This window comes from Streptococcus sp. AS14 (assembly GCF_000286495.1).
Classification (GTDB): Bacteria; Bacillota; Bacilli; order Lactobacillales; family Streptococcaceae; genus Streptococcus; species Streptococcus sanguinis_P.
In genome coordinates, this window is the sequence record NZ_ALKI01000003.1 from 52213 (window position 1) to 67765 (window position 15553).

At 42.0% G+C, this 15553-nt stretch carries 14 protein-coding genes and 1 pseudogene; all 15 read right to left on the reverse strand.

The window, feature by feature from the left end; genetic code table 11:
• Positions 1–8: 8 nt before the first annotated feature.
• Positions 9–899: a hypothetical protein gene (locus tag HMPREF1150_RS09510; RefSeq protein WP_009659195.1), complete on the reverse strand. Its 891-nt coding sequence runs from the start codon at positions 897–899 to the stop codon at positions 9–11.
• 48 nt (positions 900–947) lie between these two features.
• A complete protein-coding gene (locus HMPREF1150_RS09505; RefSeq protein ID WP_032905357.1) occupies positions 948–1862 on the reverse strand; it encodes a hypothetical protein in 915 nt (304 codons plus the stop codon).
• A gap of 160 nt (positions 1863–2022) precedes the next feature.
• Positions 2023–2622 carry a glucosaminidase domain-containing protein gene (locus tag HMPREF1150_RS09500; protein ID WP_002894168.1) on the reverse strand — a complete coding sequence of 200 codons (600 nt, stop codon included), beginning with the start codon at positions 2620–2622 and terminating at the stop codon, positions 2023–2025.
• A gap of 35 nt (positions 2623–2657) precedes the next feature.
• Positions 2658–3470, reverse strand: coding sequence for an A24 family peptidase (locus HMPREF1150_RS09495; RefSeq protein ID WP_032905358.1), 813 nt, complete (start codon positions 3468–3470; stop codon positions 2658–2660).
• Positions 3467–4531, reverse strand: coding sequence for a VanW family protein (locus tag HMPREF1150_RS09490; RefSeq protein ID WP_032905359.1), 1065 nt, complete (start codon positions 4529–4531; stop codon positions 3467–3469). Before HMPREF1150_RS09490 ends, HMPREF1150_RS09495 begins: the two co-directional genes overlap by 4 nt.
• 7 nt (positions 4532–4538) lie before the next feature.
• Positions 4539–5627 carry a hypothetical protein gene (locus HMPREF1150_RS09485; protein WP_002922899.1) on the reverse strand — a complete coding sequence of 363 codons (1089 nt, stop codon included), beginning with the start codon at positions 5625–5627 and terminating at the stop codon, positions 4539–4541.
• A 55-nt stretch (positions 5628–5682) separates the two neighbouring features.
• Positions 5683–7419 (reverse strand): MFS transporter, encoded by a 1737-nt coding sequence (locus HMPREF1150_RS09480; RefSeq protein ID WP_032905360.1) that lies wholly within the window; start codon positions 7417–7419, stop codon positions 5683–5685.
• A 263-nt stretch (positions 7420–7682) separates the two neighbouring features.
• Positions 7683–9269, reverse strand: a complete 1587-nt coding sequence (locus HMPREF1150_RS09475; RefSeq protein WP_009659178.1) for a hypothetical protein — start codon at positions 9267–9269, stop codon at positions 7683–7685.
• Positions 9253–9834: a PilN domain-containing protein gene (locus HMPREF1150_RS09470; RefSeq protein WP_002894178.1), complete on the reverse strand. Its 582-nt coding sequence runs from the start codon at positions 9832–9834 to the stop codon at positions 9253–9255. The genes HMPREF1150_RS09475 and HMPREF1150_RS09470 overlap by 17 nt, the downstream gene beginning before the upstream one ends.
• The gene (pilM, locus tag HMPREF1150_RS09465) at positions 9834–11246 is read right to left on the reverse strand and encodes a pilus assembly protein PilM (RefSeq protein ID WP_009659194.1); all 1413 of its coding nucleotides are present in this window, start codon (positions 11244–11246) and stop codon (positions 9834–9836) included. The genes HMPREF1150_RS09470 and pilM overlap by 1 nt, the downstream gene beginning before the upstream one ends.
• 43 nt (positions 11247–11289) lie before the next feature.
• Positions 11290–12750, reverse strand: a complete 1461-nt coding sequence (locus HMPREF1150_RS09460; protein WP_009659185.1) for a type II secretion system protein — start codon at positions 12748–12750, stop codon at positions 11290–11292.
• 12 nt (positions 12751–12762) lie between these two features.
• Complete coding sequence (locus tag HMPREF1150_RS09455) at positions 12763–14151, reverse strand: VWA domain-containing protein (protein WP_032905361.1); 1389 nt, start codon at positions 14149–14151, stop codon at positions 12763–12765.
• 16 nt (positions 14152–14167) lie between these two features.
• Positions 14168–14662 carry a hypothetical protein gene (locus HMPREF1150_RS09450; protein ID WP_009659176.1) on the reverse strand — a complete coding sequence of 165 codons (495 nt, stop codon included), beginning with the start codon at positions 14660–14662 and terminating at the stop codon, positions 14168–14170.
• Positions 14663–14800: 138 nt separating this feature from the next.
• A complete protein-coding gene (locus HMPREF1150_RS09445) occupies positions 14801–15256 on the reverse strand; it encodes a prepilin-type N-terminal cleavage/methylation domain-containing protein (RefSeq protein WP_009659210.1) in 456 nt (151 codons plus the stop codon).
• A gap of 83 nt (positions 15257–15339) precedes the next feature.
• A pseudogene (locus HMPREF1150_RS12110) lies at positions 15340–15553 on the reverse strand (prepilin-type cleavage/methylation domain-containing protein); the annotation flags it as partial.

Here is a 15553-nt window from a genome sequence, read left to right on the forward strand (position 1 = left end):
TTCCTAAATTAATCACCAAAATCCACCACTTCGGCATCATTTTCCATCAGAGTATCAGCAAAAACTGTCCGAACAACCAGAACAAATACACAGTAAAAGCTACTGAAAACTAGGACAGGAATCATCTGAATCAGGTCAAGTAAATCATCCAGTTCCCCCAGCAAGGGACCAATATACTGCCTTATCAGATCCATCAGGAGATGAGTACCCAAGCCAATCATCCCACCAAAAGAAGCTAGAAAAAAGCTGAGCAGAACATAACGACCCCTGCGCTCCTTCATCAGCAGGACTGACTTTCTCAAACAGCCATAAAAAGAAAGCGGCTTGGCCAGATTGTCTCTTGAGCTAGTATCCTGAATGATATAAGACAGCAAAAAGAAGTGCGAATCAACCAGATAAGTGAAGAGCAGGTAAAAGACCATGAACAAGAAAGGAAAAAGAAACTGGAAAATTACAATGGCCTCTGGACTTACTGCTCTCCGATAAAAGGCAAAGAGACTAGCCACCCCAAGATTGATGCCAATTGCCGACCAACCCATGTACAGAATCAGAACCTGGACTGCACTGACAATGAAGGAATAAAAGAGGCGAGTAAGCAAGCCATCTGAGATACTGTACCAAACCGCATAGCCAAAATAGAGCTTAACCATCTGCGGATTTCGTATCACTGTCAAGGCAAATTTATTGACATAAGCAAAACCGAAGGCAATTATAAAAGCCAAACAGGTCAAGACTAAAATGGACCGGTAAGACCAACTCGAAACCAGCGGAAAAAGAAACCAGCCCAGCACTGCAAGCGGGATTCCGACCAGCAAAAGGCCTTTCAGCCAGACAAAATAATATTCTGTAACAAAAATCCAAGCTTCTCTGAAAACCCTTGTTACTTTTACATCATTCATCGTTCATTATCCTAAATCCTAAAACCCTTTCTAATTTTTTCATAAATATTAATCTCCAAAATTAACTATTTCCCGATCATAAGACATCAGGATGTCAGCCATGACCGAGCGGGCTGCCAAGGCATAAATCAGCAAAAAGCCATTTATCATACTAACAATCATTCCCACAATATTAGACACGCCAGCACTAAAAAGTAAACTCAAAATTTCTATCAGACCCAATACTACAGGAATAAGCTTTAAGACAAGCTCTACCAGTAAGTAACGCCCCCTCTGACCATTCATACAAGAAAAGGACTTGCCCAAGCTGCCAAAGGCTGACAGAGGACGCATTAGGTTATCAGAGGAGTTGGTATCTTGAATAATATAAGGCAACAAGAAGAAGTGAGAGACTATAAAATAACTGTAAAACAAATGGAATACCAAGTTAAACATTGGTGCTATCAAAAAAAGCAGGAAGAGCATACTAGCCATCTTCTCTGGGTTATTTGCAACCCAAATAAGCCCAGTTCCTATAATCTCTTGAAAATTTGCATCTGACATCAAGGCATTATAGAAGTATACAAAAAGAAGTAACATAGCCAAGAAAAACATGAAGACGTAAATAGACATAGAAAGCAAACGCCCAAAAAAGCCATCAGAAATACTGTAGCCAACAGCCCTCCAGAAGTTTCTTCGCACCATCTGCGGATTACGAACCATGGTCAAGGAAAACTTATGGATATAAGCAATCACAAAAGAACATAGAAATCCCAGCAGAATTATACTTGGAAGAAATGTAGAAGTCAATGGAGAAAAAAATAGAATTAACAGCCCCAGAATAAAAAACGGCAGTTGAATGATAGCAAGCCCTGCTGTCCATACAAAAAAGTAATCAACAGTCAGTCCCCAGGCTTCCTTTAAAACATCGCTTACATCAAACTTTCTTTTCATAAATCCCCTAATTAAGTCATTTTTCGCCATAAAAGACGATGTCGCAGAAGCAAGTTTTTATTTTTTAGTCCTGAGAGGATGATTAGGAATTTTTAGAGCCTCAAAGAGCAAGAAAAACCCCGTCAATAACCTCACCAAAAGAAATTCTTTCTATAATAAAGCAAGCTGAGACACGATTGTCCCAGCCTCCTTAACCTTTTTTCAAAAAATTTCGAATACGAATCATAATCTTGCTTGACCAAGTTTTGTCAGATGCGTATCTTACATTGATAGCAGCCATGCTCTTACCATTGTAGAACTGACCGCCAGGCTTGAGATAGTGCTCGCTGAGATAGCGGGCAACGGTATCTATACCATCATCAAATGTTGCGAAATTTCCTGCACTGGAAAAAGGACTGGAGTCATAAGCCATAAAACCAAACAGGTTGTGCTTGGCTTGAGCAATCTGACTGCGGCCGTAATCCGATTCGTGAATAGCCAGCCCTACGAGAAAAATTGCATTAACTCCATGATCTTTCTCTGCTTTTTTGAAAGCTTTTCCCAATCCAGCCATCGGTGTGCCAGCCAAACGACTATCAATGAAATCGGCTGACACTGTGCTTGGCACTGTTACATCTTCTGAAAAGACGACTGCTCCTGTCTTCTTGGCCTGAAACTGATCTGACACCTGCACTAAAGACGGATCCAAACTGGCCTTTTCATTTGCCGCTAGGCGGCTGACAGGCAACACACTGCCTGAAAGGACAGTAGCTGTCGCTAATGCTATGATAACTTTTTTCTTCCTAAACATTTTTTCTATCCATTTCTATTGTCGCTTTTGGTTTCCTAGATTCCTCCCCAGAAATATAGGATGACCGCCATGATACTCATAGCAGGACCAAAAGGGACTTCTTCTTTCAACTTAAATTTGAATTTCTTAAAGATGGTTGCGATTAAGAGAATAGCTCCAGCCACAAAGAAAGAACCATATCCCAAAATCAGCGTATTCAAAGGGCTAAACCAACTGCTCAGGGCAGCTAAGTAAAGGATGTCTCCCATCCCGAAAGCCTCTTTCTTGTAATAAGCCTTGGCCCCAAAATAAATGAGAGAGTAGAGACCAGCGCCGACTAGCAGCGAAAGGAGCAGGTCCCAATTAAACTCATTGGTAAAAAACGTAACAGCCATACGTCCCAGCCAGAAAACCAGCAGAACCGAGTCCGAGATGTACTGAGTATCAAAATCGATATAACCGATAATGAGACAAAGCGAAACCAAAAGACAGGCTGAAACAACCATCCATGGCCCCTGATCTTGAAAGATCAGATAAGAGGCCAACCAGAGCAGACCCGTCAGGAGCTCCACAATGAGATAGCGCGGTGAAATCGGCTCCTTGCAGTGCTTGCATTTAAAGCCCTGCATGATAATCGACACAACCGGAATCAGTTCCACCGAAGTCAAGACATGACCGCAGGACGGGCACATGGACCGACCTTTGGCAATGCTCTTTTCCAGCGGCACACGGTAGATGACGACATTGAAAAAGCTCCCAAATACGACACCTAATATAAATACTAAACTTGCAATCATAATTTTTCCCTTTTTATACTCTTTGAAAATCTCAGGTAACAATGTCAAACTTCGACTTCCCTTGAGTATCACTTAGATGCCAGAATGATGGATACTTGTCCCTCCTCCAAACTTAATGAAAATACCATATCTGTTTCTGTATTGTTTTGAATGGTCAATTCGGTCAAACCTTCAGCAGGCGTTCCGATGTTGAAATACTGTCCTCGATAGGAAATAACATTGGTCCGTGAAAAGGCGAGCTGCTGAATGGCATCTATAATCTGCTCAGCACCCTGACCGTAAACTTCTTTATTATCCTTGCCCTTGACTGGCAGATAGCCAGACTCCGCATTCAAAGCTCCCAGCAACTCTGAGATAGACTTGGTCTCGCCAGGAGCCAAGTAAACATTCTGCAGCTTATAAAAGGCCGTTTTCATGTTTTGAGCTTGGGCAGCGTTGGTCGGCAGTGGTACTTCCTTACGCTCTATAAAGTGCGTATATTGGCTCAGAAGCTCACTTTGATCTTCTGCTTCGACAGGCATACTCTCAACCTTGACATCATCAAATTTACCAGTCTTGGCAATCTCCTCAGATGCTTGGATAAAAGCAGCAGGGTCAATCTTATAGCCATTAGACTTGTCTCCCACCTTTACATTAGACTCGCCGTCCATGACCAGGTGATTGGTCGTTGGAAGCTGACTGAGAACATCGGGATGGGCAGCTAAGACATCGTTTAAAGGTCTAAGCCAAAAAAGACGGTTAGGATAGATGGAAATCTGTAGATTTTCCTTGGTATCGAAAAACGGTGTAAACTTATCCCAAACTGTCTTGGCTGAAATATTATCCAGCCGCTTAAGCTCTTCTTCTGTGAAATAGCTCAATCCTAAAAAGCGCATATCTACAGAGAAGTGTTGCCCCGTAGACAGCTGAAAAGTCGCCTTATAGGGCAGTTCTCTGTAAACTTCAATCTCAGCTTCGCTCCGAGAGCGAACCTTCATAGAGGGACGGCCATTGATACTCAGGTCAATCGTTGGATTAAAGACAAAAATGACATAAAATAAACTACCCAGCAGAAAGGCAGCAAGTGTCGCTGCTGGAAGTAGTTTTTGATATTTTGATGAAACCTTTCTTTTTCTTCTTGACATGAATCTCATCCCAACCTTATACTACGCATTCAGCTAAGCGGATAAGGAATTTACGGTCGATACGGCGAAGAAAATCAATGATGTCATCTGAAACAGTATCTCCGGCATTCAGGATTACTCCTCCATCTGCATTAACAAGATCTTTTTGCAGTGTTTTACCTACCAGAAGACGTTTTTGCCGATCGATAAAGTCGTTAACAGCTTTCTTTGCTCCTGACTCTTCTTCAGCAACTGGCGCTGTGCTGATAGTTGTTTCTACTTCCTCAGCAGGGGCTGCCAATACTTCTTCCAAAGCAGCATCCAGACTCAGCGCTGCATCTGTTTCTTCAACTTCTTCTTCAGCTGGAGCTGTTGTTTCTTGTACCAAGTCTTGAACTTCTGGTTCTTCTGCTGTCTCTACGACTGCTTCAGAAAACTCCAACTCAGGAGCAGCAGCTCCCAGACCTACAGCAGCCAAGGCCTCTGTCAAATCTGTTGCAGCTTCTTCTTTCACATCTGCTTTTTCATCTACAACTGGCTCAAATACAGGTGCTTCAGCAACTACTTCCTCAATTTTTTCGGCAGGTTTTGCAGCCTCAGTCTCATGGAGCAAATCTGCTGCAGCCAGACGGCCCATTTCTACATCTGCTTCAAGATGAGGAGCTGTCTTTTTTTCATCATTGAGGATGATATACTCTTTACCAATCATCAAGATGCGTGATTTAGGAATCTGAATTTCCTCGCTGGCATCTTCAGAATTAACCACCAAGTAGCCAATTTCATTCTTTTCATCAATATGATAGTCAACAACAGTTCCCACCTTGTTTCCATCAATTGTGATAACAATTTCGTCAAAGACACTACCCTGCTTGTCGTTTAAGACCTTCAGATCGGCCTCTTCCAGCTCTTGAAAAACTGAGCTGTTTTCTACCATGACCGCAAAGTCACCGATGCCTTGGATGTTCTTGCTAGACAGCAAGGCAAAAGGCTGTTCAGACTGCTTTGACTTAATGACAAAAGTCAGATTGACCCCCTCGTCAACAAAGACTTCATGGACTTCACCCAGTCCCATCCCTTTTTCAATCTCAATGACAACGGTCCCTGTGATTGTTTTACAACTTTTCATAATTTCCCCTAAAACCCTTCTAATTGATTACAATCAATTGTATGTTTATATAGTATTAATTTTTCACGATTTTGTCCAGCATGTTGAACGCTTCTTGACGAAGATTTTGATCTGAGCTGCCTTGGACAATTTCTTTCAGATAGCTCTCAGCTTCTTGAACTGCATTAGAAGCCAATAATTCCTGACTTTCCAGTAGGAGGAATTGGAAATAGACTTCTTTATCTCCCGCAGTTGCTGCTTGTCTTGCTTCTGCTGCTTCCTCAGCCTTGAGGATGTCAGTGATTTTCTGAAGCAAATCTTCTTCTGTTTCATCTACAGCCGGAACGACCGGAGCTGCTTTGGTTTGTGCTTCTTCAGCTTTGAGGATGTCAGCAATTCCCTTGAGCAAGTCTTCTTCTGTTTCATCTGCAACTGCTTTTTGGATAGGCTCAGCCTGTGTCCAAAGAGCGTCTTCAGAAACTGATTGAACAACCGCTGGTTCAGCAGCTTCTTCAAATTCAAACGTTTCTGCAGCAGGTTCGAAGCTGCTTTCTTCCTCCCAAGCCTCTGCCACTTCAGCAGTCAAATCTTCCTCTTCAGATCCCAACAAATCATGCTGAATCTGGCTGAGAATATCTTGATAACCCTGAATATCAGCACGATCACGGCTAACCATAGACTCTTCAGTAGCAGAAAATTCTGGCTCTGCAGCTGCTTGACTGAAGGCGGAATCCATTTTAGCTTGTGGCTCAGTGTCTGAGTCAGCAAAGAAGAGAGATTCTAAGCTGTTTGCTGCTCTCGACTCTTCTGCTCTAACTGGCTTGATATCTCCCGTAGCAGCAAAAACATCTTCTAGGCTGTTGCCTCCTACTTCTTCTGCCACTGGCTGCTGAGCTTGTTCTTGCTCAGTGAAGAATTCTTCCTCATCTTGAGAAACAACACCTGTCACCTCAACCGCCTGCGGTCTGAAGTTGCCATAGCTAGACTCCGTATAGGACATCGGTCTAATCTTAGACAGAACAGCAGTCTCAAAGGCTGGATCATCTATATCTGTATAGCCTTGATTGCCGGCTGCATTTGCTTCCGTAGGCTGAATCAGAGAGTTGGCCACCTTAATCTTAGTAGAACCCTTGCGGTGATGAAGCAGGGACTGCAAAAATTCATCATTGGCCTTTTGTGCGCTGTGGTCCATACCCACCATGCCGACCTCAGCTGCCGCTAGCTGACTGTTTGGCTCGTACTCTCCAAATGCAGGAGCTGTAGCCAAGTTATCAACAGGGTAGAGAGGTTTTACTTTCTCAAATCTTGTCATATCCTTTTTGATAGAACGGTCTGCTAGGGTGCGACCAGAAGCAGATACCCTCTGCCTTGCCGGACTTTCCTCAGCCTGAACCCTTTCTTTACTTTCCTTTCTCATCCTACCGGTTGAAGCATTGGATAAGTTCAAATCTCTAGCAGATGACAAGCCTGCGCTCGTCGCTTCCGCTTTCTTGCGTGTGCTCTTGGTATGCTTCTGGCTTCTGCTTCGCGCTGAAGCAGTTGCTCTCTTCTTGACTGGAGCTAGCTCCTGTGAAAAGAGCAGCACCATATAGACTGCCAAGGCCAAAGCACAGAGTCCAACAAAGGCTATGCCGGGAACTTGTTGAAAGAGGAATGGAGCACCAATCGCAAATAGCATGACCCATACTACGAGAAAAAGGCGCTTTATTAATGAAATCCTAGAAACAAATAAAATGCTAATCGTATGCAGCGCTATAAGCCCTGCTCCAAAAGGTAAAAAATATGCCATTTGAATATTTTCGACACCCCCCACTTTCTAAATGATATTAAACTTTTTCAATGCAAAACCAGTCTTGATTTTGTTTTTCCATAAACTCCATTAAAACCCAAAATAGACTCGGGCGTCTATTCTGAGTTTGCTTGTATTATACTTCAAATATCTCTATGTTTTAGTTTACTATAAATGCACCGTGAATACTAGTCTAATAACTTGGTTTTTAGCATTTTTTTAAGAAAAATTTACTCATGCTCTTGAAATTTTAAACCATAGACTTATTTGGTATTTTTTCAAAGCATTTAGCTAACTACCAAGTTATTCACAGATAGGTTATCCAGCTTCATAGTCGTCTCAGGGCTTCCTTCGCTAGGAGTTTCAAAGTAGTAACCCACAATAGTCATCGGATAGCTGAATCCTGGAATGTTTTCAGGATCGAAGCTAACTTCGCGCCAACCAGTCCAGCTGTTGGGACGAATGACGTGAAGATAAATCTTCTGCCCGCTGGCATTCTTGACAATCAAGCCAATCTTGCCCTGCCATTGATTAGACAAAGATAGAGAGAAGCTGATAGCATCCGGCTTATTGTTCAAGGATACATACGGTGCTGCAAATTCCATTTCATACATGGTAGAAGACTTGGTTGCTGGAATCTTAACCACATTGGAACCTGAACCCTCTAGGAAGTCCGTATTGTCAACTGTCACATCATACTGATTGCTGCCGCCTGACTGAGTTAGCTTCAGTGGTGATTCGAAGCGGTAGATAGTTGATGAATTGTAATAAGCTGACAGACCATCATTCCGACTAGACTGAGTGCTAAGCTGCTCCAGATAAGACGGAGCCAGATTGGTACTGCTGTTAGCATTCGCGCTGCTAGTTGTATTGGTTGTTGCGGCCCCCAAACTGCCCTTATTGCCAGTTGCATCTGTGCCGCCACCAGCTGTCGTTACAGATATAGAGCCTGCCTGCCAAGTCGGAATCGCAAATGGAGACTGCCAGTTAGCAAACTGAATCGGTGTCTTATCGACATTGCTTTCCAGAGTCACATAGCGCTCAACGTCTTTAACCTGATAGAAACGCAGCTTGATTTTACCGCTGGTTAGATCAGGGTTCTTGTTTTCCTCCGTGCTAGACAGGCTTTTCTTTCCGCCCAATTCCAGCTCACTGGAAACGATTTTTTGTTGATTGCCATCAATCAATTCCAACAATTTCAGAACCTGTGTATAAGTTCCTTCAAACTCAATGTCCGCTGTCATCTGAGTGATGTTGGTATTATTGGTCGTTCCGTTCCCTGGTGTCGCTGTATTAGCTGCAGTTGTTGTTGCAGTATTGGCATCAGATGAAGAGCTGCTGCTAGATGAAGATGAGGACGATGTACCAGACGAGCTGGAGGTCGTACTGGATGAAGAAGACGTCTCACTTGAGCTTGAACTGCTAGTCGTACCAGAAGAGTTGGAGTTTTGCCCCTTAGACGAAGTCGCAGCCAATCCCTCCTGCTGGAGTTCCAACTCTGTGCTCTCAGTGTAGTTGACAGACTTGAATTTAATACCACTTTCATTGACTAGCTTGTCAATCAAGAAGATGAACTCCCCTTGATTGGTCGTACCATAGTATTTCTTAGCCTGATCCAGAGTCTTAGCATTCAAAGTTTGGAGCTGTTTGGTAAGAGACTTTCTCTGGCTAATCTTGGCATTCTTGCCTTCCAGCTCTGTCGAGATAGTTGCATGCTCTTCAGCTAACTGCGCCATCCGTGTATAAGAATTTGTTACCAGATACCCACCACCAGCAAGTACCGCTACTCCTCCAACACAGGCCAACAATTTCTTGTCACGCTCATTTAAATTACTCAGGATTTTTTTCTTTTCTTTCTCATTTTTGCTCTTCATTGAAATCTACATCCTTCGTCAAAATTTTAATGTTAAACTTGTACACTGTATTGTTATCCTTTTCCTCGCGAGTAATGTTATCCACAAAAATATGGTTAAACTTCTCAGACTTACGAAGCTCTTCCTCAAACTTAGCGATAGAAAGATGCTCTTGAGATGAACCATTGATTTCTACATTGTCGTTATTAATCTTGATATCGTCAAAGACCAGGTTCCGTGTCACGTTTTTATTAAGGAAGTCCATAAAGGCTTTGTTTACTCGATGCAGGCGGCGGAAATCACCTTCCAGGCTGGTAAAGAGAAGCTCGTCATTCTTGACCGTAACAATCTTATCTTCAGTCTCAGAGACTGCCTTCAGCTCTTGAGCCATCTCTGGACTCTTGAGTGTCTGCTCCGCTCGGTCAATCTCGCCTTGGAGGTGCATAGCGCTAAACTGGAAGAAGCCAATCAGCACAATCATAATCGCTGCAATACCAGCAAAAGCGGAAATAGCAGCAAGTTTCAGTGGACTGGCCTTAGCCGGTGCCACATGATATTTTGAAAAGTAGTTTAAATCTCTCCGCATTAGTTTGCTCTCCTAATCAACATGGCTGTAGCCGGAATGAACTCCGCATTAAACTCGGCAGAACCTTCCCACAGTACATTCTCATAATCTACATTATCAATTGAGATGAATTCCCGATTCATGTTCTGCTTCAAAATAGCTGCCAACTGCCAGCAGATATCTTGGTCACCAAAGACATAGAAACTGTCAATGTTGAGACCAGTTGATCCGCTGAAGAAGTTTTCAGTATTGAGAATGTGGTTCTTAGCATCAGCCACCCACTCATCCAAGGCCCTCTTCAAGAGACCTGTGTCCAGATCATCTGAAGCAACTGCTGGAAGCTTCTGCAAAAGACTAGCATCGTCTGCATAGCTCAGGATGTCCTTGTAACCACGGTTGAGATAGTTACTGGTCACAAACTTGCCTTCTGAGTAGAGATAAACACCGATGAAGCTCTTGCTCAGATGTACCATGCCGACATTTTCCTTGGTCAGCTTCTTGGCACGATTGTTAACCGCCTGAACGCGTTCCAGCCATTTTTCAAAGGTATTAGACTGAAGGTCAAAGACATAAGGTGTCATCTTCAAATTATCAGCCAAACCCAGATATTGCTCTACCACACCTTTTGGCACAGCATAGACCATGAGTGAGCGAGTATCTTCATCAAGCGGAAAGGCTGAATTAGACTCCTGCTCTTGGAATTGAATAACATAAGAAGTCGGATCAATATCCAGATATTGCTGGAGCTCGTAAGATACCAAGCCCTCAATATCCTCATCATTCTGCACACTAGCTGCCACATCAACCGAACGAGCGATGATATTGGTATTGCCCAGAGCAAAGAAAGCGTACTTAGCTGTGATAGCATGCTGCTCCATCAGGTCGCTGATAATATTTTTGAGAGTAATCGGGTCGATAATCTCACTATTCAGTACAACACCTTCTGGCAGATTGGCAGATGCCATCTTGATAATCTCCAGCTCATTGCGCTTCTGTCTAGCAACAACCAGATAGACTGATTCGTCAGTGAAGTCAATGGCCATCAGATTGCCCTTGATTGGTTTACCAAACATAGTGTAAGGTGCATGCATTCTAGTGACCGGTTGGCTCGCCGCACCGCTGCCTTTCTTAGCAAAGAGCGAGCGATTACCAGACTTAGCAGGCATATCATCACTGCCACTATTCTTAGAAAAGAGCGGTTTGTTGAGCTTGGTTAAGAAGCTCCCTTTTGCTGTTGACTTTTCCTCGTCGTCAAAGTCTTCTTGACGATCTGACTTAATCTGAACTCCTTGAATAGATAAGTGTTCTTTATGTTTCCCTTTTGATGAGAAGAGCGGTTTATTTAATTTTCCTAAAAATGAGCCTTTTTTCTCATTATCTTCTTCGTCCAGAGCTCTTCTGCGCCCCTTGGACGAAAACATATTTTTTGCCATAATCTCCTAATCTCCCTTATTTTTCCTAAAAACTATTTCCCTATTAGCTTGCCTTATACTTATCTCGGAAGTAGACGGCAAGTTTTTGTATATCGCTGTCACTCAGACTCTGTGTATAAACTGCAAACTCATTAATGTAAGTATTGCCACCAAATACAATCTGACCACTACTAATATTATGGGTTACCCCGCCTCTGTTTAGTGCAACTGTTTTATTATAGACTGATTGTCCATTGATAAAAATTTCAACACCTAAAGCGCCATTCTTCGTAGCACTGCGCACTTGTATAGAATTATCATTACTGTAGTCTAATTTAACATTTTGTATATATTCCTGACCACCGTTATTAGCTGTAGTTGTATCGACTGTTTTAATAGCAATTCTACCATCGTTTTCCAGATTAATCCCCCAAGTCAGAGTATTATCCAATTTATAAGTTAAAAGCGGTCCAGTCTGCTGACGATTCCCAATCAAAACAGAAGTCGTATAGCCATTATTAAAATTATGATTACCAAACTGCATAGTGCGTCCCTCAAGACTAATCAATTGTCTCGTTTGATTGATCGCACTCTCTTTATAGTTCAAAACAGGAATTGTTGCACCATAAGCAACATCATTAAAATAATCTCTTACCTCTGTATTCGTGTGAGGTTGATTGTCAGTTGGTATAAGCGAGGTAGTATTCCCATTCTTTAACAGAGCCAAGTCAGCATCTGTATGGAGGCGAAGGTTTTGAGTTAGCGGCAGTCCCATGACCCAAATACGATCTGCTTCCTGATAATTTCCTACCCGTCCATAAGAGTTAATGGCTCGAGCAGCAAAAGTCAGGTACTTCCCTCTCATATCATCTGTAATATGTATCCCGGTTTCTAACTTTGATAATTGTTTAAAATCTGTCGGCATTTCTGGAAAAAGCGTCTGAGATATAGTGTCGTCACCTTTTTGGCCTATCGTTCCCACTGGGACAATACCAGAAACCCCTTGTCCTATAGCACGATCACTTAGAAACCATCCAGATTCTGTGTAAATCCTAGTTTTACTCTTTTTCTTACTATCAGGTATATCTACTTTACCGCCGGGAGTCGTTATCCCCAGACCAGCATAATAATATCTTTTACCAGTTGGAATACTCACTTTCAAATCAGGAAGTCCCAGCGGGGTTTCGATTGCATTAGCAGCAAAAAGATGAATCTTCTTGATTCTATCATTATAAGATAGATTTGTTCCTTTTACATCGATACTCTGCTTGGTTCCATTACCGATTTGGTAGGTAAAGGTTTCAATATCCGTTCCCGTACCTTCGTGTTTCTTGCTTTCTGCCAGTTGTTTCTCGAAAGACTCCTGAATATCAAAGTTGATAGCATTCTGACTTCGCTGACGGAGAATATTATTAAAACTCCCAGAAAAGAATGTCAAGAACCCTGCCGCAATAACTCCAATCAGAATCAGAGAAATCAAGACTTCGACCAGTGTAATCCCTCTGTGTCTCTTTAATCTTTTCATCTCTGCTCCTTTCTATGGCCCTGATACAAACCACAAGTCCTGTTGAATCTGCTTTTTAATGTCAGAAAAGGTCTTTTGCAAAGCTTCTTCATTCGTAGCTGATACATATTTAGTCTCCATACCACCCTCGCCAATCCTATCTGTCAAACTTTGACCATAAGCGATTTCATGGTTCACACCAGAAAAACCAATGACATTGACCCGCTTAACACCAAGGCCAAATTTTTTAGACACTTCTCCAGCATAAGCAATAGAGTTTTCACGGCTTGTGAAATCTTTAGAATCCAAATCATAGCCCAGTCGAATGTACTCATACCCTAAAGTTGGGGACAGATCATAAATAGGATTGTTAAAAGATACACGACCAACTACCTGCCCGTGGTCTACCCTATTACCAGCATATAATGCACTTGGATCTACTAAATAAGCATTAGGTATCCCATCTGTCAATAGAACTATATACTTAAGCTGAGCTGGTTGAGACTGTAGACTAACCATCCCATAGCGAAGTCCATCCCCTGGATTAGTAACACCATTTGGGCTTACTTTTTTTTCATCATTTATGGCTTCTATAATACTTTTTGTACCGTTATCTAAATTAGAAAAATTTTGTTGAATATATTTTCCTGAATTGGAGAAGCCCACTAAGTTAACACTAATATTCCCAATTTCCGCAAGGTCCTTGATCATGATTTCGGATTTCTTTCGTAGAATATTTATACGACTCTCTTTGCCAGTTCGTTCAACACGTCCTCCTTGCAAATCCCATTTCATAGAACCAGAAGTATCAAAAACAAAAGAAACGGCAATATTCATCTGCCCTTGAATAGGGTCAGTTCGATAAGCAATAGCAATCCCTTTCTTGCCTTTAGCAACCTTGGAAAAGACCTGCTTAGTATTGAGTGCTGATATAGCTGTATCAATAGACAACTTATTGTTAGTATCTGGATATTTACCAGACAGGTTATAACTAATCAAGCGATTGTCCTGATAGGCACCTTCTGTCTTAAATTCCAAGTCCAACTTCATATTATAGAGAGATTTGGTTCCCAGCTCGCTGACATCCCAGTCCTGTTTTTGCTTGTTCCAGACATAGTTCATGACCTTCTTGCCATCCGCAGATAGGCCGATATAGCTCCATTCTCTGGTTAGTCCTTGCTTGGAACCTTTGAACTTGGAATCATCCAAGATAAAGATTGAGGTTGCCTTACCAACGGTCCTATCCACGTACTGCATGGATGTTCGCATTTCCGCTTGAATACTCGCTTCACGCTCGATCAATTCTCGGCTGGAAAACATGGTGTTAAATATAACACCAATGATGAGTGCTATCAGGCTCATCAACATGATAGCCATAATCATCTCGACCAGGGTAAAACCTTTTTGTATTTGTTTCATCATTTCTACCTAATTTATTTTACTTCTGTGCTGATCTCAAATGACCTTCTTCTGAGCGAATTCCTTTTGTGTCAAAGTTGAATGTTACAATATGCTCGTAATAGTCATTACTGCCAGCTAATTTTGACTTCGATTTAATCGTGATATTATAATTTTCAGGACCCGTCAGACCATCTACAAGCTGGCCATTCATCTCGATCTCTGCTACACCGCCATCCTTAAAAGTATGGGTTGACTTAATTGGCGCGCTTGAAGGATCCGTGCTATGAGCCCGCTCGTAAAACTCTTCATAAACCGATGACGGATTGCCGTCAACAGGATCCAAATAGGCACCCCAAGCCAACTGTGTACCAGAAGTCGCTGTGTACTTAGCTTTTAGGTAGTTAAACATGCGCTGAGTTTGGGTTTGCCCAGTATCTACGATAGATGCTAAAATTCCAATCATAGCGACCAGAATCACTATGGTTACAATAACCATAGGTAAGGTTGAACCCTGTCTTTTTTTTCCTTTCATTTTACTACTCTCCTAATACTTCTACTTTTGATATTGCCAAAATAGTTGTCACAGTCTGACAACTACTTTGGTAATATCCGACTGCCTAAGCAGTCGGAGTAGAGAAATAGTCTCTTTTACATATTGTTAGTTCAATAATTAACTATTAGCTGTTGTACGAGACTTCCAGTCATAAGTCCATTTTTTATAATTAGTATCTGAAGCCGTTTTCCCTGCTGGAATAAACTCTGATACCAACTTACCACCGTCAATCTTGTGAGCTGGATTCTTATCGTTTTTAGCCAAAGCGGAAGCCAAATCACTTTCTTGTTTAGCATTCTTAGAAATATAAGGAGCTAACTGATTAAGACTCTCCAGTTTAGTTTCTTCTGGATTTTCTTGACTACCAACAAAGGATTGTACCGCTGACATTAGCTCACGATGTTCGGATTGAATACGGGTCTTGCGAGCATTGTCCTGGAAAGAAGTGAGGGAAGGAATTGCTACAGCTGCGATGATAGCGATAATGATGATTACCACGATTAACTCAACCAAGGTAAAACCTTTACCTTTTTTCTTCAAGTCCTGGCGGAACTTTTGCAACCTGCTTAACATCCTATGATATCTCTCCTAATTCTTTTTCATAATTATATCGAAATAACTATCCAAATATCTTACTCAGATAATTTGATGATTAATTAGTTGTGACCACCTTGTGCAGCAGTTGCGCTTGTTTGAGCTTTCCAATCATAAGTCCAACTCTTGTAGTTAGGATCGGAATTGTTTTTTCCTGCTGGAATAAACTCTGATACCAACTTACCATTGGCAATCTTGTGAGCCGGATTCTTATCGTTTTTAGCCAAAGCAGAAGCCAAATCACTTTCTTGTTTAGCATTCTTAGAAATATAAGGG